The organism is Pleurocapsa minor HA4230-MV1 (assembly GCA_019359095.1).
Taxonomy (GTDB): domain Bacteria; phylum Cyanobacteriota; class Cyanobacteriia; order Cyanobacteriales; family Xenococcaceae; genus Waterburya; species Waterburya minor.
Window position 1 is genome coordinate 143,638 of record JAHHHZ010000027.1, and the last position, 22,880, is coordinate 166,517.

At 38.8% G+C, this 22,880-nt stretch carries 24 protein-coding genes; 8 read left to right on the plus strand and 16 right to left on the minus strand.

Features of this window, described 5'->3' with window-relative positions; all coding sequences use genetic code 11:
- Positions 1-11: 11 nt before the first annotated feature.
- The 4 genes from rimK (at position 12) to treY (ending at position 6,108) form a co-directional block, all read left to right on the plus strand.
- Positions 12-941, plus strand: a complete 930-nt coding sequence (gene rimK / locus KME09_19495) for a 30S ribosomal protein S6--L-glutamate ligase (protein ID MBW4536125.1) — start codon at positions 12-14, stop codon at positions 939-941.
- A gap of 27 nt (positions 942-968) precedes the next feature.
- Positions 969-1,919: a succinylglutamate desuccinylase/aspartoacylase family protein gene (locus KME09_19500; GenBank protein ID MBW4536126.1), complete on the plus strand. Its 951-nt coding sequence runs from the start codon at positions 969-971 to the stop codon at positions 1,917-1,919.
- A 159-nt stretch (positions 1,920-2,078) separates the two neighbouring features.
- Positions 2,079-3,146, plus strand: coding sequence for a hypothetical protein (locus KME09_19505; GenBank protein MBW4536127.1), 1,068 nt, complete (start codon positions 2,079-2,081; stop codon positions 3,144-3,146).
- Between the two features lie 202 nt (positions 3,147-3,348).
- Positions 3,349-6,108 (plus strand): malto-oligosyltrehalose synthase, encoded by a 2,760-nt coding sequence (gene treY, locus KME09_19510; protein ID MBW4536128.1) that lies wholly within the window; start codon positions 3,349-3,351, stop codon positions 6,106-6,108.
- Positions 6,109-6,327: 219 nt separating this feature from the next.
- Here the strand turns inward: treY and KME09_19515 are convergent, their stop codons facing one another.
- Both KME09_19515 and KME09_19520 read right to left on the minus strand, forming a co-directional pair.
- A complete protein-coding gene (locus KME09_19515; protein MBW4536129.1) occupies positions 6,328-6,687 on the minus strand; it encodes a S1 RNA-binding domain-containing protein in 360 nt (119 codons plus the stop codon).
- 244 nt (positions 6,688-6,931) lie between these two features.
- Positions 6,932-7,249: a hypothetical protein gene (locus KME09_19520; protein ID MBW4536130.1), complete on the minus strand. Its 318-nt coding sequence runs from the start codon at positions 7,247-7,249 to the stop codon at positions 6,932-6,934.
- Positions 7,250-7,398: 149 nt separating this feature from the next.
- On the opposite strand from KME09_19520, the gene KME09_19525 reads away from it, so the two are divergent.
- Positions 7,399-7,578, plus strand: a complete 180-nt coding sequence (locus KME09_19525; GenBank protein ID MBW4536131.1) for a hypothetical protein — start codon at positions 7,399-7,401, stop codon at positions 7,576-7,578.
- A 49-nt stretch (positions 7,579-7,627) separates the two neighbouring features.
- Here the strand turns inward: KME09_19525 and KME09_19530 are convergent, their stop codons facing one another.
- Complete coding sequence (locus KME09_19530; GenBank protein ID MBW4536132.1) at positions 7,628-8,209, minus strand: hypothetical protein; 582 nt, start codon at positions 8,207-8,209, stop codon at positions 7,628-7,630.
- A 174-nt stretch (positions 8,210-8,383) separates the two neighbouring features.
- Positions 8,384-8,992, minus strand: a complete 609-nt coding sequence (locus tag KME09_19535) for a glutathione S-transferase N-terminal domain-containing protein (protein MBW4536133.1) — start codon at positions 8,990-8,992, stop codon at positions 8,384-8,386.
- 130 nt (positions 8,993-9,122) lie between these two features.
- Between KME09_19535 and KME09_19540 the strand changes: the two genes are divergently transcribed.
- Positions 9,123-9,992 carry a Tab2/Atab2 family RNA-binding protein gene (locus KME09_19540; GenBank protein MBW4536134.1) on the plus strand — a complete coding sequence of 290 codons (870 nt, stop codon included), beginning with the start codon at positions 9,123-9,125 and terminating at the stop codon, positions 9,990-9,992.
- Between the two features lie 43 nt (positions 9,993-10,035).
- Here the strand turns inward: KME09_19540 and KME09_19545 are convergent, their stop codons facing one another.
- The 5 genes from KME09_19545 to lexA all read right to left on the minus strand — a co-directional run bounded on the left by KME09_19545 (position 10,036) and on the right by lexA (position 13,219).
- Entirely contained in the window at positions 10,036-10,197 is a 162-nt protein-coding gene (locus tag KME09_19545) for a YqaE/Pmp3 family membrane protein (protein MBW4536135.1), read from the minus strand.
- 117 nt (positions 10,198-10,314) lie between these two features.
- A complete protein-coding gene (locus KME09_19550; GenBank protein ID MBW4536136.1) occupies positions 10,315-10,851 on the minus strand; it encodes a tetratricopeptide repeat protein in 537 nt (178 codons plus the stop codon).
- A 122-nt stretch (positions 10,852-10,973) separates the two neighbouring features.
- Positions 10,974-11,441, minus strand: a complete 468-nt coding sequence (locus KME09_19555) for an MEKHLA domain-containing protein (protein ID MBW4536137.1) — start codon at positions 11,439-11,441, stop codon at positions 10,974-10,976.
- Positions 11,442-11,498: 57 nt separating this feature from the next.
- Positions 11,499-12,524, minus strand: a complete 1,026-nt coding sequence (gene dusB, locus KME09_19560) for a tRNA dihydrouridine synthase DusB (GenBank protein ID MBW4536138.1) — start codon at positions 12,522-12,524, stop codon at positions 11,499-11,501.
- Positions 12,525-12,610: 86 nt separating this feature from the next.
- Positions 12,611-13,219 (minus strand): transcriptional repressor LexA, encoded by a 609-nt coding sequence (gene lexA, locus KME09_19565; GenBank protein ID MBW4536139.1) that lies wholly within the window; start codon positions 13,217-13,219, stop codon positions 12,611-12,613.
- A 203-nt stretch (positions 13,220-13,422) separates the two neighbouring features.
- Here lexA and KME09_19570 point away from each other — a divergent pair, with 203 nt between their 5' ends.
- Positions 13,423-14,751, plus strand: coding sequence for an ABC transporter substrate-binding protein (locus tag KME09_19570; GenBank protein MBW4536140.1), 1,329 nt, complete (start codon positions 13,423-13,425; stop codon positions 14,749-14,751).
- 46 nt (positions 14,752-14,797) lie between these two features.
- Here the strand turns inward: KME09_19570 and KME09_19575 are convergent, their stop codons facing one another.
- The 3 genes from KME09_19575 to KME09_19585 form a co-directional block, all read right to left on the minus strand.
- On the minus strand, positions 14,798-15,325 hold the full coding sequence (locus KME09_19575) for a late competence development ComFB family protein (protein MBW4536141.1): 528 nt from the start codon (positions 15,323-15,325) through the stop codon (positions 14,798-14,800).
- A 501-nt stretch (positions 15,326-15,826) separates the two neighbouring features.
- On the minus strand, positions 15,827-18,451 hold the full coding sequence (gene cphA / locus KME09_19580; protein MBW4536142.1) for a cyanophycin synthetase: 2,625 nt from the start codon (positions 18,449-18,451) through the stop codon (positions 15,827-15,829).
- 147 nt (positions 18,452-18,598) lie between these two features.
- Positions 18,599-19,441: a cyanophycinase gene (locus KME09_19585; protein MBW4536143.1), complete on the minus strand. Its 843-nt coding sequence runs from the start codon at positions 19,439-19,441 to the stop codon at positions 18,599-18,601.
- Positions 19,442-19,604: 163 nt separating this feature from the next.
- On the opposite strand from KME09_19585, the gene trmD reads away from it, so the two are divergent.
- The gene (trmD, locus tag KME09_19590) at positions 19,605-20,318 is read left to right on the plus strand and encodes a tRNA (guanosine(37)-N1)-methyltransferase TrmD (GenBank protein MBW4536144.1); all 714 of its coding nucleotides are present in this window, start codon (positions 19,605-19,607) and stop codon (positions 20,316-20,318) included.
- On the opposite strand, the gene KME09_19595 is transcribed toward trmD, so the two are convergent.
- From KME09_19595 to lhgO, 4 genes are all read right to left on the minus strand, one after another.
- Positions 20,293-20,556, minus strand: coding sequence for a Txe/YoeB family addiction module toxin (locus KME09_19595; protein MBW4536145.1), 264 nt, complete (start codon positions 20,554-20,556; stop codon positions 20,293-20,295). The genes trmD and KME09_19595 overlap by 26 nt on opposite strands.
- Positions 20,549-20,803, minus strand: a complete 255-nt coding sequence (locus tag KME09_19600; GenBank protein ID MBW4536146.1) for a type II toxin-antitoxin system prevent-host-death family antitoxin — start codon at positions 20,801-20,803, stop codon at positions 20,549-20,551. Before KME09_19600 ends, KME09_19595 begins: the two co-directional genes overlap by 8 nt.
- A gap of 279 nt (positions 20,804-21,082) precedes the next feature.
- Complete coding sequence (locus KME09_19605; GenBank protein MBW4536147.1) at positions 21,083-21,511, minus strand: DUF29 domain-containing protein; 429 nt, start codon at positions 21,509-21,511, stop codon at positions 21,083-21,085.
- A 74-nt stretch (positions 21,512-21,585) separates the two neighbouring features.
- The gene (lhgO, locus tag KME09_19610; GenBank protein MBW4536148.1) at positions 21,586-22,776 is read right to left on the minus strand and encodes an L-2-hydroxyglutarate oxidase; all 1,191 of its coding nucleotides are present in this window, start codon (positions 22,774-22,776) and stop codon (positions 21,586-21,588) included.
- Between the last annotated feature and the right edge of the window lie 104 nt (positions 22,777-22,880).

Sequence of the window (22,880 nt, forward strand, 5' to 3'; positions counted from 1 at the left end):
AAATTCGCAACATGAAAATAGCAATTCTTTCGCAGAACCCTCATCTCTACTCGACTAAGCGCTTAAGAGAAGCAGGGCAAGAACAGGGGCATGATATGAGAGTGATTGATTACCTACGCTGCTATATGAACATCACGTCTAAAAAGCCCACTATTGTCTATAAAGGTCAGCCCCTGGAGAATTTTGATGCCATTATTCCCCGCATTGGCGCGTCGAAAACTTTTTATGGCACGGCGGTAGTCAGGCAGTTTGAAGTAATGGATGTTTTTAGCCCTAATCAATCCCAGGCGATTTCCCGTAGTCGAGATAAACTACGTTCGATGCAGATTTTGGCGAGGGAAGGGGTAGGTTTACCCATTACAGGATTTGCCCATGCCACTCAAGATATTGATGGATTAATTGAGATGGTTGGTGGCGCACCGTTAGTGATTAAACTTCTAGAAGGTACTCAAGGTATTGGCGTAGTGCTAGCAGAAACCTATCAAGCAGCTAAATCAGTAATTGAAGCCTTTCGCGGTTTGGATGCCAATATTTTAGTTCAGGAGTTTATCAAAGAAGCTGGGGGAGCCGATTTACGCTGTTTTGTAGTGGGGGATCAGGTAATCGCTGGGATGAAACGTCAGAGCGCAGAAGGAGAATTTCGTTCTAATCTTCATCGCGGTGGCAATGCCGAAGAAGCCTTACTATCACCTGAAGAAATTGAGACGGCAATTAGGGCTGCTCAAGCTATGGGCTTAAAAATTGCTGGCGTAGATTTATTGCGTTCTAATCATGGCCCTGTAGTGATGGAGGTGAATTCTTCTCCTGGATTAGAAGGAATTGAAAGCGCAACGGGAATTGATGTAGCTGGTAAAATTATTGAATTTATTAGCAAAAATGCCGAACAAATAGAAGAGCGGGATCATTCTTCTGGCATATTGAGCGATCGCATTAGATACTAGGAGTTTTAGATTTCAACTGTAAATTTTGTGTCAGATAATATTATTGAAATTGCCAAGGAAATCATAGCCCCAGGAGAATTACGCCGTTTTGAGCTGCCTGTAACCCGTTTGGCCACTAAAACCCTGGTTTCTCTACCGATTACTGTCGTTAATGGGATTGAGCCAGGACATACTCTCTGGCTTAGTGGGGCGATTCACGGTGATGAACTAAACGGAGTGGAAATTATTGCTCAAGTTTTGGGGCGGATCGATCCTCTCAAACTTAAGGGAACAGTCATTGCCGTTTCGATTGTCAATGTCTTTGGCTTTATCGAACAATCGCGCTATTTACCCGATCGCCGAGATTTGAACCGCTCTTTCCCTGGCTCGGAAAATGGCTCTCTAGCTTCGCGATTAGCCAACTTATTTATGCGCGAAATTGTGGAACGGAGTGATTATGGCATCGATCTCCATACTGCTGCGGTACATCGCATTAATTTGCCCCAAATTCGAGCTAATTTAGAAGACAAAACTACTTATCATTGCGCTCAAGCTTTTAGCGCACCTTTAATGATGCACTCCAGTACTAGAGATGGCTCTTTACGTCATGCAGCGACTAAAAAAGGTATTCCTGTGCTGCTTTATGAAGCTGGGGAAGCTTTGCGTCTCAATCCTTTAGCGATTAAAGTTGGTATTTCTGGGATTTTTGGCGTGATGAAGCATTTAGATATGTATGAACACGAACTTGTCCCCTCCATCGGCGAATCGCTTCAAGCAAAAAAAAGTAAATGGATTCGAGCGTCTTATGGTGGTATTTTTCATCTCTTAGTCCATCTGGGCGATCGCGTTACTAGAAAGCAAGAGTTAGGCTACATTACTAATGCTTTTGGTGAAAGAAGAGTTCCTATCCGCGCCACGATCGAGGGTATTGTGATTAGTCATATTCAGAATCCACTGGTTAATCAAGGCGATGCCATTGTTCATCTAGCAATTATTTAGTAATTATTTAATAATTGCGATTAGGCTCCGCCTACCCTTCGGGATCGCGCTAATAAATCATAATCGTGAAAAATTAGACAAAGTTAATGACCTTAAAAGCCAAATCGTCTAGTCTATTGACTGGTAACTAATAATTGAATAACTACTAATAATTGTTATATGTCTCTTACTTTTGATGCTGAGTCTGCCCAAAAACGAATCGATAAATTTTGGCAACTTTCCGCTAGTTTTGGCATGGAAAGAAATGCTTATCATAATTATCTGAACGAAATTGTCAGCGATCGCTATGCTTTAATTAACGGCTTACAGTTGTTGAGAGACGAACTACAGCTTGCTGCCTCTAGTATGACCGATATGCAGATCTGTGGCGCTGACTTGAGCTTGCCCAGCGTAGTTACCACTTTAGCCTATACCAACTGTGGCGATCGCATTCACCAGGGAGAGGTTACTAAACGATATCGAGATGTTGTAGCATCGCGCTTTGCTACCCTATCGGAAATTGGCGAACTCAAGCTAGAGGCATTTTTCCCCGCTGGAGGTGGGACAGACAACGGAGCAACATTAGCCCATGTCACTGTAGCACATCAGATGGATGAACCACTACGCCGTAGACTGTATGAAGGTAATTCTCAATCCATGGTTTTAGTGGCAACAGATCTCAAGACTCATGTGGGACGTTTAGAAGAAGGAGAGCAGCGCATTTATGGCAAAACCCGTGAATCTCCTTGGCGTGAACCCCGTCATGCCTGTGGGGCGATTGTGGGCGCTTTATTAGATTATCGCCCGCATAATATGATCCATCGTCGTATTCGCGATGATTTAGGCGAGAAAAACTTTCAATATCTTTCGACGCGCAAAATTCTGACTGATAGCGGTATAGATATTACGATGGCAGTTGCTGCTGCAATTGTTGCAATTCGTGGCATTCGCAATACGGCGATGGCAATGACTCAAGAGATAGATGAACGAGGAATAGCCCATTTAACTGCCAGTACTACGGTTAATCGTCCCTCCAGAGATGATTTAGTCATTTATTTAGCCAGAGCAACTGTTTTCAACGGTAAGGTGCGGATTCAAAGTCTGGGAACAAAAGCCGAGTTGTATAGTGGTCAGTTGATTAAATATGCGGGAGAGCGAAGACTTCAGCTTACCTATGACAATCTCGATAGCGAGTGCTTACCCGTAGAAGAAATTCCCTATCAAATAAAATATTCAAAACTTAGTTGAATTTTAATTGGGCGTTTAAAGTTAGCTGCCGAGACACAAACCTTTCTTTAGATAGAAGCGATCGCAATTTCAAAGTGGTAAATATCAAGCGGGGATATAAACATTCAATGTTCTTATCTTATCGTTTTGTAGTTTACCAACAGTAAAATTGTCTATTTTTGGCGATCGCTTTTGGTCTTTTAATTTTTTTATCTTTTAATCAATGCGTATTCCAACAGCGACCTATAGAATTCAATTTCACGCCGAATTTAATTTTGCGCAGGCTCAAGAGATTGTTGCTTATTTAGCCGATTTAGGAATCTCCGATTTTTACGCTTCACCTATTTTTCAAGCTACTCAAGGAAGTACTCATGGTTATGATGTAACCAACTCAACTATGCTTAATCCCGAATTGGGAACGAAATCAGACTTTGCTAAATTAAGTGCAGAAATCCACCAGCATCAAATGGGTTGGTTACAAGATATTGTTCCTAATCATATGGCTTACGATAGTCATAACCTGTGGTTAATGGATGTTTTAGAAAATGGTCAAGATTCCGAATTCTTTGATTTTTTTGATATTAATTGGAATCAATCTGATGAAGAAATGAATGAACGGGTACTTGCTCCTTTCTTAGGTGATTTTTATGGCAATTGTTTAGAAAGAGGCGAGATTAAGCTTGACTATCAGAAACAAAATTTAATAGTTACTTATTTTGGCTTAGAGTTACCAGTAAGAATTGAATCTTATTTAACTTTCATTACTTATAATTTAAATATATTAGAGCAAAAGTTAGGTCGGCAACATCCAGATTTTATTAAGTTTATAGGAATTATCTATTTGCTTAAGAACTTACCTAAAGATACTAAAGACAAAGAACGTTTAGAGCAAAAAGTTTTTGTCAAAAATCTACTTGCAGAAGCTTATCAGCAAAATTCTACTGTAGAAGAATTTATTCAAAATAATCTCAAGGAATTCAACGGTAAAGTTGGTAATCCCAAAAGCTTTGATTTATTAGATAATTTACTTGCCGAACAATTTTATCGTTTATCATTTTGGAAAGTTGCCGCTCAACAAATTAACTATCGTCGCTTTTTTACAGTTAATGAATTAATTTCTGTCAAGGTAGAAGAGTTAAAGGTATTTAATAAAACTCACGAATTAATTGAGCGATTAGTCGCTGAAAATAAATTTACAGGAGTACGAATAGATCATATAGATGGTTTATATAATCCTGCTGAATATTTAACTAGACTGAGAACAAAACTAGGCGATATTTATATTACCGTCGAAAAAATTCTCGAATTAACTGAAGATTTACCACAACAATGGCAAATTCAAGGTACAAGTGGCTACGAATTTCTTAATTACGTCAATGGTTTATTTTGTCAATCAGAAAATGAAGCAGATTTTAGTCAAATTTATACTCAATTTACTGGTTTAAAAGCTGATTATCAAGATTTATTTTATGAAAAGCAGGCTTTATTTTTAGAGAAAAACTTAGGAGGAGATCTAGAAAATCTAGCTCGAATTCTCAAAAAAATCGCTTCTGATACGAGGGAAGGGAGTGATTTTACTACATATGGTTTAAAAAATGCTCTGTTTGAAGTGTTAGTACTGTTCCCTATTTATCGTACCTATATTGATGAAAACGGTGTAAGAGAAATAGATCGAGAATATATCAATCAAACTATCAAAGCTGCTCAGAAAAAAGCTCCCTTACTAGTTAATGAATTAAACTTTATTCAAAAAATACTGCTGTTGAAATACGAAGATGGTCATAGTAAAACTCAAGCAGAAAAATGGCTATATTTTGTTATGCGATCCCAACAATTAACAGGCCCATTAATGGCGAAGGGAGTTGAAGATACACTTTTATATGTTTATAACCGATTACTATCATTAAATGAGGTAGGAGGAAACCCCAGTCACTTTGGGATCGAGTTGGATTTATTTCATCAGTTTAATCAAAATAAAGTCAAACATTGGCAGCATGGGATGAATACCACTGCTACCCACGACACTAAGCGGGGTGAAGATGCACGCAGTAGATTGAACGTGCTGTCGGAAATTCCTCAAGAGTGGTCACGTACCGTTAATCAATGGCGGGAAATTAATCAAGTACATAAACAAGGAGTAGTTCCCGATGCTAATGATGAATATTTTTTATATCAGACTTTATTAGGAACTTTTCCCTTTGAAGACGAAGAATCAGCATTTCTGACCAGAATTAAGGATTACATGCTCAAAGCAGTTAGAGAAGCTAAAGTTAATACAGCCTGGTTGCGTCCTAATGAAGAATACGAACAAGCATTGATGAGTTTTATTGAACGAGTTTTATCTCCTCAAGAATCTAATTTCTTACAGCATTTTCGACCTTTTCAGCAGCAAATAGCTGAATACGGTATTTATAATTCTCTTTCCCAAGTGTTAATTAAAAATACAGCGCCTGGCGTACCAGATTTATATCAGGGTGCAGAACTATGGGAATTAAGTTTAGTCGATCCCGATAATCGTCGTCCTATAGATTATCAAAAACGAAGAAAATTTTTACAAGAAATTAAACTAAAAAGTTCACAGGATATTCTACAACTACTTAAAGAACTAATTGCAACGAAAGAAAATGGTAAGATCAAACTTTTCTTAACTCATCAGTTACTAAAAGCCAGAAAAGAATATATAAAAATATTTCAAAACGGAAATTATCAACCAATAGAAATTACTGGTAAATATCACAATCATCTGATTGCTTTTAGTAGAAATTATGGCGACAAAACTATTGTGGCGATCGCACCTCGGTTTTTAACTGGAATCATTAAACCAGGACAACTTCCTCTTGGTACAAAAATATGGGAAGATACCAGCCTCAAGTTAGTACCTAAAAATTGGCATAATCTAATCGATAACCAAACAATAACAGGAGAAAATTTAGCAGTGGGAGAAATTTTACAGAACTTTCCTGTTGCATTATTAATTGGATAATAGATTTGAGTAATCTGGTAGTAATAAAAAGGTAATAAAGCATTATAGAACTATTTTAGTTATGCCTTGTTGTATTAAAAAGTCGTGGTGTTGCTCATGAGTGCGATCGTTATTTAATGATGAGTACAGATTTGCTTAAGTTGACGAGTAGAGCAAGTAATGATTTTAAGACGGGCGAAATACTATTTTTTCTAGTTCAAAAGTCAGATATTTTGTTTGTCACAGTAAATTTTCTCGTTTACTACGGTATTTTGCTGCCATTTTTTCGGCATTTCTATAAACCAATTGTGGGGTTTTAAGCATATCTCCTGACTCTTGTTCAAGTTCTTTTGTAGAAACTGCAACACGTCTTTTTTCAATATTCATCCAAATAACAATCGCTTTTATTTCATCATCAACTTTAAAAATACTGTTTAAGTCTATTGAATTAACAGTATCTTGAGAAATATCGGAAATATGTAACAACACAACGCCTTCCCCAATATCTATAAATAAACCATAGTCTTTAATTTTTATTACTTTTCCTGTTATAAGATCGCCAATTTTTATTTGTTTTACTCTTAGGTAAACAACGCAAATTTATTACTTACACATAAAGAATATTTTTTATTATTTAATATTTGCAAAGGTGTTCTAAGATTATTATTTTTATTTTCAATAAAATTGGAATTTATATGACTGTCATGAAGGAAAGCAGCTGTACCTTCAATATTTACTAGAAAACCAGTACTTACTGAATTTCTCTTGGCTATTTGTGAGTAAAATATAATATTTTCATTTTCTGCTTGGATCTGTTTAATTCTTTTATAACCTATTTGATCTTCTAATTTTTTAATAGATAAACCAAGGGTTCTACACCTATATTATGATAAATATCCGAAACTATAAATTCACGAACTAAATTAAGATGTAAAACTTCTTCAGAAGATTTAGCCCATAGTGACATATCACTCAGACCAATATATGCAGCTTTTTCTGCTCCAACATCAACAAAAGCATAGTCTAACGTTGTCACTATTATTTTATTAAATTGAGAAACTGTAATATAGCGATATATTTCAATTGTGTTTAAAAAACTGGTTTGAAAACGATCTTGTAACTTGTAAACTATAAGTATTACGACAAATTGTAATTTTTTCAAGATGTCCTAAAATTAAATAAGCTTAGTAGTTTGGGCATTTAACGAAGGTCGTGGTGTTGCTCATGAATGCGATCGCTATTTAATAGGAAGTACGGATTTACCTTAAATAAAAATAAGAAATAACCGCTCAAACACAATTCAAAACCAAGATGCAATTGTTTAAATTTGATCCTAAAGCTCGCCCTATCTGGGAAATCGCAGCAGAAATTAGCGCACAAATACCAGATTTAGAATGGGCAAAAGTGCCAACAGATCTAGCTAAAAACTTTGATAAGTATCAAACTAAGGCTGCAAAATGCGCACCTTCTAAATCGCTATTTGAGGGGTGAGCAAATCTTAAATATTTTTAAATACTAATAACTTGCTCACCACGATCTTTTAAGCTTTATTGCGATAAAGAATGTTGACAATAAATTTAGCAACTACTTGGAAGAAGCTAGGTTTTTTCTCGTTTTTGGTAGCATTTGAATTAGAAGTCTTAACTGCCGACTTGTCAGATGATTCTACAGATTCTGGCTTCTTGGGTGGTATTGCTTCGGTTAAGGATGCTTCTGCTGCTTCTAGCGCTTCAGATTCAGCAACATTGGCATTAGCGATCAGTTCTGGGGAAGATTCAATCGTGGTGGAAACTGATTTTGGTACGCTGAGATTTTCCTCAATGTTTTCCTCGTTTTCCTCAATATTGGTTTCCGTCACAGCAGAAGGTACAGGCTCAGGTGCAGTTAAAGAATGACACTTGTTTAAAAAGTCTTCTAACTTTTGGCGATCGCCAAGCTCAATTTGGCGCGCATTGGCAGCACATTCAGCAATATCATAGTCGCCAATATAAGCAAGCCATTTCTCTAGATCTTGTCGAACTAAAAAGCTTGTGGCGTCATCGGGATACTGCTCACAGAGTTTTAATAAATCTTCGGCATTATTAGCTACTCTACCGTCGGGAAAATGAAAAGGCTCAGTCATGGTCGTAATTTTATTTATGGTTAAATCAAAAAAGTTCAGTTTTATCTTGCCACAGGTATCTCAACATCAACCGCTAGGAATTTGCTGAATGTTAATATCCAATCAGCAACAAAAATAATCAGCGATCCCGAAGGGTAGGCGGAGCCTAATCGCTTAATTATAATTCGATCATAGTTACCCTGGTACTTTCATCCCTCTATCTACGGCTGGACGTTGCTTGAGCGTTTCGTACCACTGTTTGAGCTGTGGATGATTCTCTAAGGTCAACTCCATAAACTCAAAAGCAGCTACCCAGGGATAGATGGCAATGTCAGCAATCGAATAATCAGCACCGCTAATATACTCTGTCTTAGCCAATTGACTATTCAGGACATCATAAAGTCTTAAGGTTTCCTTGTGATAGCGATCGATGGCATAGGGAATTTTGGCTGGGGCATACTTATTAAAGTGATTATATTGCCCAAACATTGGCCCAATGCTACCCATCTGGAACATTAGCCATTCAATTGTATTAAAGCGCTGTTTTACCTCAGTAGATAGTAATTTTCCTGTCTTTTCCGCTAAGTAAATTAAAATTGCTCCCGATTCAAAGATCGTCAACTCGGCATCGCGATCGACAATTGCGGGAATTTTGCTATTAGGATTGATAGCGACAAACTCAGGCGCAAACTGTTCTCCCTTAGTAATATCAACACTATGAACCTGATAATCTAAGCCGATCTCTTCCAGCATGATAGAAGCTTTGCGACCATTTGGAGTGGTAAAAGTATACAGATCGATCATTTTGGGTACAAAATTATTAATTACTCTTGATTCACCTACTACTATTATGACGACACATCCAAAGATGGGCCGCATCTCGGTAAACTAATAACTAAGTTAATTATGCGATTTTAAGGGTTTGTTGGTGGATATGAGTAATACAGTTTGGGAATTAGATTTTTATTCACGTCCCGTCTTAGATGAAGCAGGTAAAAAACTTTGGGAAGTTTTGATCTGTGAAAGTTCCAATAGTATAGAGCGATCGCCTGCTACTCTATTCAAATATGCTGAATATTGTCCCAGTACCAGCGTAAATTCATTATGGTTAAGAGAAGCAATTGAAAGAGCGATCGCCGAAGCAGCTACAACACCCAAAAAAATCCGCTTTTTTCGTCGCCAGATGAACAACATGATTGTCAAAGCTTGCGAAGATGCTGGAATTAACCCTGTACCCAGTCGTCGCACCTATGCGTTAAATCAGTGGCTTGCCCAAAGAATGATTGATGTTTACCCCCAAATGGAGGGATTCGATCTCAAGACGGCTAATGCTACTTCGGTACAGTATCCCCCGTTAAACGCAATTTCTCTGCCAGATGCGGTAAAAGGCGATCGCGGGGACAAATGGACTTTTGTTAGCCTATCTGCTGCTGATTTTGATGATATGCCAGATTGGGAGATTGCTTTTCAAGAATCTTTTGCCCTCTCCCTGTTAGATATAAAGACTGATACGGCGATCCCTGGCTTAATTATCTATTCTCCCCGCGCCACTCCCTTGGCAGCCTGGATGTCGGGACTAGAAATGGGTTATCTTCAGCTAGAAAAATCTGCTCGTCCTCAACTACGTTTAGAAACAGGATTGAGTGATAGCTGGACATTAATTAACTTAACTAACCAAGAAATTGTTAAGCAGGCAGAAGATTTTGAGACTGCAAAACAAAAAGCCAATGGAGTCCACTTTTTAGCAGTACAATCAGATCCCAATTCCGAAGCTTTTGCTGGTTTTTGGCTGTTAAAAGAATAACTTTAACAGCCGTACATTGGGTTCTAAGTTGGTTAACTTTCAATTATTTCTTCGTAATAATCCAAATAGCATGAATTAAACCAGGAAAATAGCCGAGTAGAGTTAACAGAATATTGATCCAAAAGTCTACGCCTATACCAACTTGAAGAAATACTCCTAATGGTGGTATTAAAATTGACAAGAGAATGCGGATTACGTCACCCATATTGCTTGTTCTCCTACAGCAATGTTTTTTATCGACAGCAGTAATACACCTCAAGTCTGTTTTTAAGGCAATTACTGCTGTTTATTAGCAATAACATGCTCAGACAAACTTTAGCTTCTATCTTGAGTTAGAGGGAACAAGACGCTTTTCTAACGAATTAAGACGCTGTTGGGCAGTTTTATTTTCAGGGTCATATTCTAATGCTTCTCTATAAGTTTCTACAGCTTTGACAATCATCTGTTTTTTCTCATAGACGTTACCCAGATTGTTAAACGCAATTACGTATTCAGGATAAAGCTTTAAAGCTTCTTTATACTGTCTGATGGCAATGTCGTATTGTTCTTGAGCAAAGTAAGCATAACCCATCGCGTTGTGGATTAAAGCCTGATTTTCTTCTGGCAACTGCTTGTCTACTTTCAAAGCCTTTTCGAGGAGAGTGATCGACTGAACAAACAACTTTTTATCTAAATACAGACTTCCCAATTCATAATATTCTTCGGCAGTGCCTTTCTCTTTTTTAAGCTTGTCTTGCAGGCGAGAAAAGGTGCTTTCTTGTTTACGAGTTTTAATAACTTCTCGCAGAATATAGATCGCGGCAAAAACTAAAATTGCTAGTAAAGCAGAAATATAAGCTATAGGTAGATTCTCATTCATGGGCGATCGCGCTTTGTGATACTTTTGTTAATTCGGTTTCTAATTACCTGTAATTTTCACACATCTAACCAGACGAGATCCTTAATCGTTAACAAAATGTTGATTAGAAATACCGCAGTCAATCAAAGCCATTCCCAATTAGGAAAAGTTGCAGCTTGCCCACAGTTCTGTCCAGATTCATCAGTTAAATTCCACAGGGTTGCTTGTTTAATTAAAAATCTTTGGCCTTGACTAGAGATCCTCACCCCCTGGTAATTCTCAATATATCCCTGTTCTTTTGCCTGCTGGAGCATTCCTGCCCGTTCCTCTCTGGCGACTGGTTCAGCACTGGTAGCAGAAGGGGTTGTAATAAATTCGTCCCAACTCAAAGACCATAATTGTAAAGCCGTTTGATTACCATAGTTAAAAATAGGCTCTGCTTGAATACCATGAGAAACCAGCACAAATGGCGCATAAAATAACGTTTTGGATAATTGTTCTGGAGTATCAACCGAATCAATTAAATTCTTCCCCAATAGCTGGCGATAGCTATCCGCTACAATCTGTATCCAGCGAATAATTTCTGGTTGTTGCCAAACAGATATAGTCATTCAAATTAATTTCCGTAGGTTTATCTATAAAATGCTTATCTTCTCAGTAATCAGTAATCACTGATGATTGGCAATTTCACTGTTTAATATTTCATATCCTTGTTCGAGGCTTTCGATTTGGGACAGGCGATCGCGTAACTCAGCTGCACCAGAAAATCCTTTACAATACCAAGCTAAATGTTTACGGGATTGATAGATACCTCGTTGTCCTTTGTATTCCCACAAACCTAATAGATGCTCTTTAGCGCATTCCAGTATAGTAGCAACATCAGGAGGCGGTAATAAATCACCTGTTTGCAGAAAATGATCGATTTCACCGACTAAGAAGGGATAGCCTAAAGTCCCCCGTGAACACATCACGCCATCTGCTTGTGTCATCTCCAGACATTTCACCGCAGCTTCAACGGAGAAAATATCACCATTAGCAATGACAGGGATTGATAAAGCCTGTTTAACCTTAGCAATCCATGACCAGCAAGCAGAACCGTTATAGCCTTGAGCGCGAGTACGAGCATGAAGCGTCAGCATTTGCGCCCCTTGATTTTCCATCCTGCGGGCAAAATCAATAATATTAATTTCCCGATCATCCCAGCCAAGACGGGTTTTAACTGTTACGGGAACATCTACTGCCTCGACTACAGTTTTCACAATTGCCTCGGCTACTTCTGGTTGACGCAACAAAGACGAGCCACCGCCTTTTTTCGTGATCTTATTGACGGGGCAACCCATATTAATATCAACAGTATTCGCTCCTTGAGCTACCGCTTTGCGGGCTGCTTCCGCCATAAAGTCTGGGCGACAATCAAATAACTGAATACTAATGGGATTTTCATCAGCAGCGATCGCCATTATGCTCGGCAATTCTTGTAGATGATAAATTTCTTTAGCACTCACCATCTCGGTATACATCATCGATTTTGGCGCATATCGCCTCACTAATCGTCGAAAGACCAGATCGGTAACTCCTGATAGAGGAGACTGTAAGACACGACTATTAACTACCACCGAGCCGATTTCTAGAGGAGTTGCCAACCTAGTTTTCAGTTCAGCAGATAAAGCGAGAACTTCAATTGAATTAACCATAAATCAAATCTTCATAGCGAGGAAATATGACTCACAAATCCTTAACTGCTAATACTCGAAAATAATTCAGAGTTTAAAGCTTAAAGCTAATTAGCAACAGAGCGCCAAACACCGACCAAAATCCCCTGAATTTCTACATTCTCAGCTTCTGCTTTGATCGGCTCATATTTTTGATTAGCAGGCTTAAGGGTAATTTTTTCTTGTTGCTGATAAAAATGTTTTAAAGTTGTTCCATATCCTGATACTCTAGCGGCCACAATATCGCCATTTTTGACTTTGGTGGCATCATCAAGCGATCGCATAACTACATAATCTCCTTCATTAATGAGATCCTCAATCATGCTGTCGCCAACTACTCGCAAAACATAACAATCAGGCTGAGCAAATAGATCGGCTAAATCTAGCCGAGTTTTTTCATCACTAAACGGCTCAACTAAACCGCCTGCTGCAATCTCACCTTCAATAGCCAATCCTTTTTCGGGCTGATGTAAGATTTTAATGGTGCGAGCTTTGCCATCGATCCAGTCAATGTAACCTTTATTTCGCAGTCTTTCCAGTCGACTTTGAACGGGAGCGGGCGATCGCAAATTCATCGCTTTCATCATCTGCCTAATAGAGGGTGCGTGCTGGGTCGACTTGATATACTCAACTAACCAATCGTAAAGTTCTTTTTGGGCTGGGGTAAGACTTTCCATTGCTTTTTTCTAAGGTATGTTTTTGAGGACAAGCTACTGGCAATTGAAACCAAAACTTGATATGTCCATTCAGAACATAGGTACTAAATATTAGAAGATATTGACCCCCAGTAAGTCAAGTATCGTTTCTTTTAAGTGGCGAGTATTGACCATGGATCGGCAAAAAACCAATTCGATCGAGTTATCAAGAATTAAATTGTTTTATGTTAATAATTGCAAATTTTAAGTTATGGCAAAAGCGCAATCAGTTTAACCATTGTTCAGTTAGAGCTAGCTTAATTAGTCTATTGCTCTGCCTTTTACTGTTGCTTAATGGTTGCAGCGATCAAAGACAAATTAGTAAACCAGAAGTAACCAAGATCACTTTTTGGCACGGAATTAACCCACCAGAGAATCGAGATATTTTTCAAGAATTAGTCAATAAATTTAATCAAAATAATCCCGATCTTGAAGTTGAAGCATTATATATTGGTCAACCTGATACTCAACTACCCAAAATTTTAGCTGCGACGGTAAGCGAACAACCCCCAGATATTCTCTGGTTTGTGGCACAAATTGCAGGCAAGCTAAATCAGTTAGGCGCATTGTTACCTTTAGATGATTGGCTGGATAATTCAGCGATTAAAGCAGAAATTGATCCCGCGATGTTTGCCTCCATGCAGCTAGACAATCAGATCTTATCTGTTCCCTTCGCTACCAATAATGCTGCGGTGTTTTATCGTCCCAGTTTATTTGAACAGGCAGGAATAACCACGCTGCCTAAAACCTGGTCAGAATTACAACAGGTAGCCAAAAAGTTGACTCAAGATCCTAATCGGGATAAGCGCCTGGATCAACATGGTATGTTCTTGTCTTTAGGTAAGGAAGAATGGACTGTTTTTACTTGGCTACCCTTTATCTATAGTGCGGGAGGAGATCTATTAGCCCAGGGAAAGCCGAATTTAGTTAACGATGGAGCGATCGCTGCTTTACAATTTGGTGCAGACTTAGTACAAGCTGGGGTAGCCGTTTTGTCTCCACCAGAAAGAGGTTATGAAATCGATAACTTCATTGCTGGTAAAGTGGCAATGCAGATTACAGGCCCTTGGACTTTAGCTCAGCTAAAATTGGCTAATATTGACTATGGTGCTTTTGCTATACCCATTGCCAAACAACCTGCTACGGTAATTGGTGGAGAAAACTTATTTGTCTTTAAAACTACTCCCAAAAGAGAGCAAGCTAGTCTGAGGTTTCTTGAATATATCTTGAGCGAAGAGTTTCAGACTACTTGGGCCTTAAAGACAGGATACCTCCCTGTCAATACTAAATCGCAACAGAGTAAAGCTTATCAAAACTTTGTAGCGGAAAATCCAGTAATTAAAGTGTTTTTAGATCAGATGCAGTGGGCAAAATCTCGTCCTATAATTCCTCAATACAATCGCCTGTCAGAAAACTTAGGTAGGGCAATTGAGGCTAGTTTGTTAGGTAAACAGACTCCTGAAGCAGCGTTAAGGCGATCGCAACAGCGTTTAGAATTAGTTTTTAGCAATTAATTATTTAACTACAAATTAAACTAAATTTCTAGCAGGCGATTCGCCTTTATTTTTTATAAATAGAGTCTTCCCAAAGTTCGCTTCCTCTAGCTTTAACTTTTTGACTATAAATTGCTTCTGGGTCTTGCTCTTTTAATTCAGCTAAGATAGGTTTAACCAACCTAATGACATTTTTCCAAGTCAAATCTTTTTCTGGTAAATAATCAGCTAACTCTTGTAAAGCGGCTTTAGCTTCTTTAATACTTTTATCAATTTCTGACTCATTTTCTGATAGCAAAGGAGTAGAACTACGAAGTAAATCTTGTTGAACTGCTGCCAATCCTTTACGTACTTCTTGAGTAATTTTTACACTATGTTCTGAGCGTCCTTTAAGCTTTTGTTTATTAAACCCCTGTTGTGATGAAGCATATAAGGCAGGTAATCTATTAAGAGCATAAGTAGCTACTTCAATCGGATTAATAAACTTTTTAATATTGCTAGGAAGGCGAACTAGTTGTCGCTCAATTTCATCAGCAACTAACATTTCCATCACATTACGGTGAATATAATCATTTTCTGACTGGCTATTTTTCATTTAATCAACTTTGCTTATGCTTATAAATGATCACTGAGCAGCTCGGATTTAAAATCTTTGATCTTGCTTTCTCCATATATACACAGATAACCACAATTGCCCAGAGAATACCACCGTAAAATAGCTTAAATTTACCCTAAGTTTATCTAAACAAAGCTCAAATATTGTGTTTCTTCATAGAAAACTCAAATATAATCAGCAAAAAAAACAATTGAGCAACTCAGTAAATTTATTGACAGCAGTTTTCGCCCTTGATAGATTACGCTGTTTGTCAATACCAACTCTCTATGAAAATGCACTAAATGAAATTTAATTCTTTGTTTCTCTGCGTCTTTGCGTCTTTGCGACGCGAAGCTAGTGCTAAAGCATACCGCTTCGCATATCCTTTAGGGCGCGAGATTTATAATCAAAATATTAAGTGCAACTTTAAGGAGAAATGGTATAACTAGCTTTTAGTTTTTTAAAGTTCAACAACATCAAGGCTAGATCCTTTAGCAATGTCTAAGATTCTTTTTGCCTGCGCTGCTGAATTAGGTCGATCGCTAAATCAACTTTTTCGGGGAAGATTACCACCAAACTATCTTTTGGTGCTTGGTTTAAAGCTGTATTAATTGCCTCAATTTCATTAAGAATAATTTCGTGATTTTTGTCTGGACTGATCTGATAGACTCCCTTTTTAATCAGATCGGCAACTTCTCCAGACTCTCTCCCCCTGAAATCTTGGTCTTCTTTAATAATGATTTGATCGAAAATTTCAGCAGCAATATTACCTAGTAAAATAAGATCTTCATTACGGCGATCGCCTGGACCCCCAACTACACCGATTTTGCTCCCTTGCCAGTTACGGACAAAATCGCCTACCGCTTTAAATCCATGAGGGTTATGGGCATAATCGATTAGTACCTGATAATCCTCGATTTCAAACAGATTCATTCTACCTGGGGTTTGCTCTGCCGACATTTGAAAAGTGCGTACTCCCTGACGGATCAGCTCGATATCAACTCCTTGAGCAAAGGTAGCTAAGCAGCTAGCTAAAGCATTAGCAATCATAAAGGGAGCTTTCCCGCCCATGGTCATGGGAATATTAATCGCTTTCTCAATCCTGAGTGTCCATTTACCTTCTAAAATTGCCAGATAGCCGTGTTCGTAGACTGCCGCTAATCCATTACGACGAGAATGTTCGATAATAATCGGATTATCGGGATTCATCGAGAAATATGCCACGTTACAGTTAAGCTTGTCCGCCATTGCTGCTACCAAAGGATCGTCGGCATTCAAAATTGCATAACCGTCCGCCTTAACTGTCTCTGCAACCACTGCTTTGACTTTTGCCATTTGTTCAATAGTGTCGATGCCACCTAAACCAAGATGGTCAGCCGCTACGTTTAAAACTACGCCCACATCACAGCTATCAAAAGCCAAGCCTGAACGCAAAATACCACCTCTAGCTGTCTCTAAAACGGCAACTTCTACAGTTGGATCTTTAAGAATTGCGCCAGCACTATAAGGCCCAGTGTTGTCGCCCTGTTCGACTAAATATTCTTGGATATAAATACCATCAGTAGCAGTAAAGCCAACAACTTTATCAGTTTGACGATAAATATGAGCAGTTAACCTAGTAGTAGTAGTTTTACCATTAGTTCCCGTAATCGCCACGATAGGGATTCGACTGGGAGTTTGCTCGGGAAACAGCATTTCCAATACCGATGCACCGATATTACGAGGCAGCCCATAACTAGGGGCAGCGTGCATTCTAAAACCAGGAGCAGCATTAACTTCAACAACTACTCCTTTTGTTTCATTAAGAGGCTTACTGATATCTGAAGTAACAATATCAATTCCAGCAATATCTAAGCCGATGATCTTGGCTACTCTCTCGGCTAGCCAGATATTTTGCGGGTGAATTTCATCAGTGCGATCGATCGCAACTCCGCCAGTACTTAAATTAGCCGTAGCGCGCAAATAAACAACTTCTTGAGCAGGCAAAACCGAATCGAGATCGTAACCCTGCTTTTTTAAGACCGCCAAAGATGTTTGATCGACAGTAATTTTAGTCAGCACATTATCATGCCCGTTACCTCTTCTAGAGTCTTGGTTAGTCAGATCGATTAACTGCCTAATTGTATCCTGACCATTACCCGTAACGTGAGCAGGGACTCTTTCGGCTACCGCTACCACCTTCCCGTCAATCACCAATACCCGATGGTCGTTGCCCTGATAGTATTGCTCGACAATCACCGAGCGAGTTTTAGAAGCATTACTCGCCAAATCGTAAGCTAATTCTGCTTCCTCTACATCATTAATATTGATAGTAATACCGCGACCGTGGTTGCCATCCAAAGGCTTAATCACGATCGGATAACCTCCCACATCAGCGATCGCCTGTTCTAATTCATCTAAATACTCAATTACCGTTCCTTTAGGTACAGGTACTCCTGCATTGCCCAAAATATTTTTTGTACCTTCCTTATCGCAGGCAAGCTCTACCGCCAGAATACTAGTATTATTGCTCAAGGTAGCCTGAATTCGCTTTTGTCTCGCCCCATAACCAAGCTGTAACATCGCCCGCGCACTTAGCCACATCCAGGGAATTTTTCGTGCCTCGGCTTCTTTGATGATTGTCTCAGTAGATGGCCCCAAAGCAGTACTAGCATGAAGCTCTTGGAGATCTCGCAAATCCTTCTCAAGCTCAGCCGAAGAATAAGTGCCTGTTTCCACAATTGACTGACATAATCTCACTGCGGCTCTACCTGCGTAACGTCCTGCCTGTTCTTCGATATATTCAAAAGCGACGTTAAACACTCCTGGAGTTGAGGTTTCTCTGGTACGACCAAAACCTACGGGCATTCCTGCCAACTCTTGCAGCTCTAGAGCAATGTGTTCAACAATATGACCCATTAAAGTGCCTTCTTTAATTCTTTCGAGAAAACCACCACGATGTCCACGAGAGCAGTGATGTTCAATCAAGCTAGGTAATACCTGAATTATACCCTCATAAAACCCTGGAATCTCATTCGACGTTTTTTCAGTCAACTCTTCCAAAGCTAGCTGCATCACAATCAACTTATTGCGCCGAATACTCCAGTAATTAGGGCCCCGTAGGGTCTGAGTTTGTAAAATTCTCATGATGTTTGCTGTTATGTGCTTTGGGGCAGCTTAGAGAGGAAATCAAATAGTTAGCTTATCATCTCTTTTCAACCGACAACCAAACTGTTCTCGATGAACAATTTAATTACCACTTTACAGGTATCTAATGCCTGTGATGTAAGCTAATTAATGTAGAGGAAGATGACGCTGTAGATCATAGCGATCGCCGTAACCTAAAATATGCAGTTTAAGATTGTGTAGGCTCAGAGGCTGATTGCCAATAGCTTGTTCTTGGTTCGAGTAAGACATTGTTCTGGCATCGACAATAGTTACCGCACCCTTGCCTATTACTTGAATCATGCCGTCACTTTCAAACATGGCACAGGTATCTTCATCAATTCCAACACCTAGCAGTTCAGGATGAGCGGAAACTGCACTCAATAACCGAGCTAAACGATTACGATTATAAAAGTGCTGGTCTACCAAAACTCCAGGAATGATATTAAGACCTTTAGCCATATCTACTAAGGCACGATTAGGACATTCAGCACTACTACCACCAGAAATCATGTGCTGACCCATAATGGCTGCTCCTGCACTAGTTCCTGCTAGACTCATTTTACGCTGTTGCGCCCTGGCGACAATTCGATTCATTAAGGGGGTGTCGGCGAGTAAACCACAAAGACGCAGTTGATCGCCACCTGTCAGAAAAATTCCCGTACAGTTTTCCACAAAACTAAGATGATCTGTATCCTCTGCACCTGGGCGATCGCGTATATCTAAAACTTTGATTTCTTTTGCACCCATATCGTCGAAGAGTCGATAGTATCTCTCCCCAATCAAAGCAGGTTCTCGTGAAGCACAGGGGACAATTCCAATCAGGGCATCTGTTCCTCCTGAACGCTGAAAGAAAGTTTGCAGTATTTCTTTACCATGTACTTTATCTTCCGCCCCACCAATAACTAAAATAGCATTTTTGGTAGATTGAGAATATAAGCTGGTGTAATATTCAACTTCGGTGTTAATCATAATTGGATTGACGGACAAGAGATATATCTCTGAGACTGAGATGATCGTAAAGGCGATCATCACGTAACTACTGTGTCAAAGACTACTTAAATTTCAGATTAAATTTCAGAGCCAAGCAGACTTATACTTATATATTCTGAATAATATTGGTGAACTTTTAATTGTGCGTTTTGATATTATCACTCTTTTCCCCGACTTTTTTGTCTCTCCCCTTAGATGTAGTTTACTAGGTAAAGCGATCGCCAAGAAAATTGCCACCGTAAATTTAGTTAACCCCCGCGACTTTACCACGGACAAACACCGTAAGGTAGATGACATTACCTATGGTGGAGGAGTAGGTATGCTGCTTAAACCAGAACCGATATTTGCTGCGGTAGAATCTTTGCCTATTTTGCCCCAGCGAGAAATTATTTTAGTTACTCCTCAAGGAGAACCTCTTAATCAACCTTTACTTAAAAATCTCGCCACTAATTATCAACAGCTAGTAATTATTTGCGGTCATTATGAAGGAGTAGATGAGCGAATCAGACAGCACTTAGTCACCAAAGAGATCTCTTTAGGAGATTTTGTCTTGACCTGTGGCGAAATCCCAGCTCTTACCCTGATTAACGGCGTCACCAGACTTTTACCAGGAACAGTAGGGAAAGAGGAATCTTTGAAGACAGAGAGCTTTGAAACTGAATTATTAGACTATCCTCAATATACCAGACCTGCCGAATATCGTGGCTGGCAAGTGCCAGAAGTATTACGCTCAGGAAATCACAAGTTAATTGACGAGTGGCGTAGAGCAGAACAGATTAAACGGACAAGCGATCGCCGTCCTGATTTGTGGGCGAAATGGCAGTCTTTGATTAATAATGAAACCGACAAGAGATAATAGTTAGATAGCGATCGCTGACTGCATACACAAGACGATTTGTATCGTCTATGCGACGTGACCACAATCCTGATAAATTTTCTTTTAGAGGTTCAGGCTTACCAATCCCTATAAAGGGAGTACTTTTTGTAGCTTTAATTAGTTTGTTAATTCTCTTTAGCGTTTTTTTATCCTGACTCTGCCAGTAAACATAACTATCCCAGGCTTCATCAGTCCAGGCTAAAATCCGACTACTCATCCAACAAATCTTTTTCCGTCACTTGTCCTTGTTCATATTGGGCGATCGATCTGATTAAATGAGCAGCATTTGCTGGAGATTTGAGTAAATGGACTGTTTCCAGCAAACTATTAAAATAGTCCAGGGACATAACCACGACATCATCAGCATTTCGCCTAGTGATTACGGTATAGTCTGCATCTTCAATTACTCGATCTAAAATCTTTTTGAGCTTGTTCCTTGCTTCAGTAAAGGTTACTATTTTCATTAATCGAACCTGTCTTACTATTTGTACAAGTATACTGAATTATTTTTAGTTTCTCAATTTATAATTGCTAGAACAGTATCTCAAGCCATCAAAGCTAAAAAACCTAAAACACGTTATGTTGCAGGTTTTTTAGCCAAACCTGTAATTCTGATACAGAAGTGGTTAGGCGATCGCATTTTAGACAAAATCATTACAAATCCAATTTTAAAATAAGGGCAGAACAAAAATTTTATAGTCGCTGAAACTCGGCTTCATCTTCTTCCAAAAGAGTATTAATTGTTAATCGGGAAACCAATCTTCATCTAAAACTTGTGTTAAGCTCAGGTCGATTGTTTCTGGTAAATCAAATAATTTACCGACCGAGCGCTTTGAATCAAGTAAAATCTCTACATACATTTCAGCTAAATTTGCTTTTAAACTAGGAGATTCCTTCAGCCTTTTACGAAGTAAGACCCGAAAGTTAACTACTTCTGATTGCCAATGCTTTTTGTTTCTTTCTTTCTCTGTTTCCCAATATTTGAGCTTTAATAGATGTTCAGTCAAACGCAGTAATAAGCTCTCTACAGCCCGCTTTTGACTTTTGCCCATATCATCAATTTCTTCAATTAGGTTATCCCAATCTACCTTTAAATAATCTTTATTTTTGAGATTTTCAACCATTGTTTGAGTCCACAAATAATAGTCTTCTTCATATTTCACTTTAGCCATTTGCTTTTAAGAAATTGTTTTAACTTTAATAATATTTTAAATGCGATCGCCAAGCGTGGGCTAAAGCTCAATATTTAAATATCTCCAGGAATTTGCGCCACAATTTGTTTACCAATTTCAATCGAAGCAGTAGCAGCAGGGGAAGGAGCGTTACAGACATGCAGGGCTTTATTGCCATTAACAATTAAAAAGTCTTCAACCATCTTGCCATCATTTTTTAAAGCTTGCGCCCTTACTCCAGCAGGAGTGGGAACAACATCTTCAGCTTGCACTTCAGGGATTAATCTTTGTAAACTACGGACAAAAATAGTCTTGCTGTAGGAGCGAATCATCTCCTGGATTCCTTCATTATAAAATTTCCCTGCCAGTTTCCAAAACCCAGGATAGGTCATGGTATCCATGAAGTCTTTTAGATCGAAATCGAACTTATTATACGCTTCTCGTTTAAAGCCTAGTACTGCATTTGGGCCTGCATGAACGCTACCATCAATACCAGGGGTAAAATGGACTCCTAAAAAGGGAAAGTTAGGATTTGGTACGGGATAAATTGCACCATTAACTAAATATTTTTTTTCAGGAGTTAACTCGTAATATTCGCCTCTGAAGGGAACTATTTTGGCTGGGGGTTTTTCCTGGGCTAATTCTGTTAAGCGATCGCTATATAATCCCCCGCAGTTAATTAAAAATTCTGTCTGATATTCCCCTTGATTTGTGGTGATTAAATGACCTTTAGATCCAGATTTAATCCCCGTGACGCAAGTATTGAGCAATAGATCTACTCCTTGCTCTTTGGCGAGCGCTGCATATTGCTGGCAAACCTGTTTATAGTCAACTATTCCTGTTGATTTGACCCAAATTCCCGCTAAGCAATTAACATGAGGTTCTATTTCTTGTACTTGCTCTTTAGTAATCTTTTTAATCTCAAGTTCATTAGCTAATCCCCGATCATAAAGATTATCTAACAGAGGTAATTCATGCTCTTCTGTCGCAACGATGACTTTGCCACATATTTTATAATCGATATTGTGTTGTTGGCAAAAATCTACCATTGAGCGATTACCATCACGGCAAAGTTTGGCTTTATAACTCCCTGGTTTGTAGTAAATGCCCGAATGAATTACACCACTATTGTGTCCTGTCTGATGAGCAGCCCATGATGCTTCTTTTTCTAATAAAGCTATCTTAGCAGCAGGAAAACGTTTACTAAGAGCCATTGCCGTAGACAACCCAACAATTCCACCACCGATAATAGTATAGTTATACATATATGACTAAGTATTAATAATTAAGCTACGTTCAATCAATCCAAGCTTTAAACAAAACAAGAAATAAGGGATGAAGATTAATTCCTCCTCATCCCTTATCTTTA

Coding starts and splice junctions, on each gene's coding strand:
- rimK (MBW4536125.1), top strand. CDS start 12: ATGAAAATAGCAATTCTTTCGCAGAACCCTCATCTCTACTCGACTAAG.
- KME09_19605 (MBW4536147.1), bottom strand. CDS start 21,511: ATGGCTAAAGTGAAATATGAAGAAGACTATTATTTGTGGACTCAAACA.
- lhgO (MBW4536148.1), bottom strand. CDS start 22,776: ATGTATAACTATACTATTATCGGTGGTGGAATTGTTGGGTTGTCTACG.
- KME09_19600 (MBW4536146.1), bottom strand. CDS start 20,803: ATGAAAATAGTAACCTTTACTGAAGCAAGGAACAAGCTCAAAAAGATT.
- treY (MBW4536128.1), top strand. CDS start 3,349: ATGCGTATTCCAACAGCGACCTATAGAATTCAATTTCACGCCGAATTT.
- KME09_19595 (MBW4536145.1), bottom strand. CDS start 20,556: ATGAGTAGTCGGATTTTAGCCTGGACTGATGAAGCCTGGGATAGTTAT.
- KME09_19505 (MBW4536127.1), top strand. CDS start 2,079: ATGTCTCTTACTTTTGATGCTGAGTCTGCCCAAAAACGAATCGATAAA.
- KME09_19530 (MBW4536132.1), bottom strand. CDS start 8,209: ATGACTGAGCCTTTTCATTTTCCCGACGGTAGAGTAGCTAATAATGCC.
- cphA (MBW4536142.1), bottom strand. CDS start 18,451: ATGAGAATTTTACAAACTCAGACCCTACGGGGCCCTAATTACTGGAGT.
- KME09_19555 (MBW4536137.1), bottom strand. CDS start 11,441: ATGACTATATCTGTTTGGCAACAACCAGAAATTATTCGCTGGATACAG.
- KME09_19575 (MBW4536141.1), bottom strand. CDS start 15,325: ATGAAAAATAGCCAGTCAGAAAATGATTATATTCACCGTAATGTGATG.
- KME09_19585 (MBW4536143.1), bottom strand. CDS start 19,441: ATGATTAACACCGAAGTTGAATATTACACCAGCTTATATTCTCAATCT.
- KME09_19540 (MBW4536134.1), top strand. CDS start 9,123: ATGAGTAATACAGTTTGGGAATTAGATTTTTATTCACGTCCCGTCTTA.
- KME09_19525 (MBW4536131.1), top strand. CDS start 7,399: ATGCAATTGTTTAAATTTGATCCTAAAGCTCGCCCTATCTGGGAAATC.
- KME09_19570 (MBW4536140.1), top strand. CDS start 13,423: ATGTTAATAATTGCAAATTTTAAGTTATGGCAAAAGCGCAATCAGTTT.
- lexA (MBW4536139.1), bottom strand. CDS start 13,219: ATGGAAAGTCTTACCCCAGCCCAAAAAGAACTTTACGATTGGTTAGTT.
- KME09_19535 (MBW4536133.1), bottom strand. CDS start 8,992: ATGATCGATCTGTATACTTTTACCACTCCAAATGGTCGCAAAGCTTCT.
- dusB (MBW4536138.1), bottom strand. CDS start 12,524: ATGGTTAATTCAATTGAAGTTCTCGCTTTATCTGCTGAACTGAAAACT.
- KME09_19550 (MBW4536136.1), bottom strand. CDS start 10,851: ATGAATGAGAATCTACCTATAGCTTATATTTCTGCTTTACTAGCAATT.
- KME09_19545 (MBW4536135.1), bottom strand. CDS start 10,197: ATGGGTGACGTAATCCGCATTCTCTTGTCAATTTTAATACCACCATTA.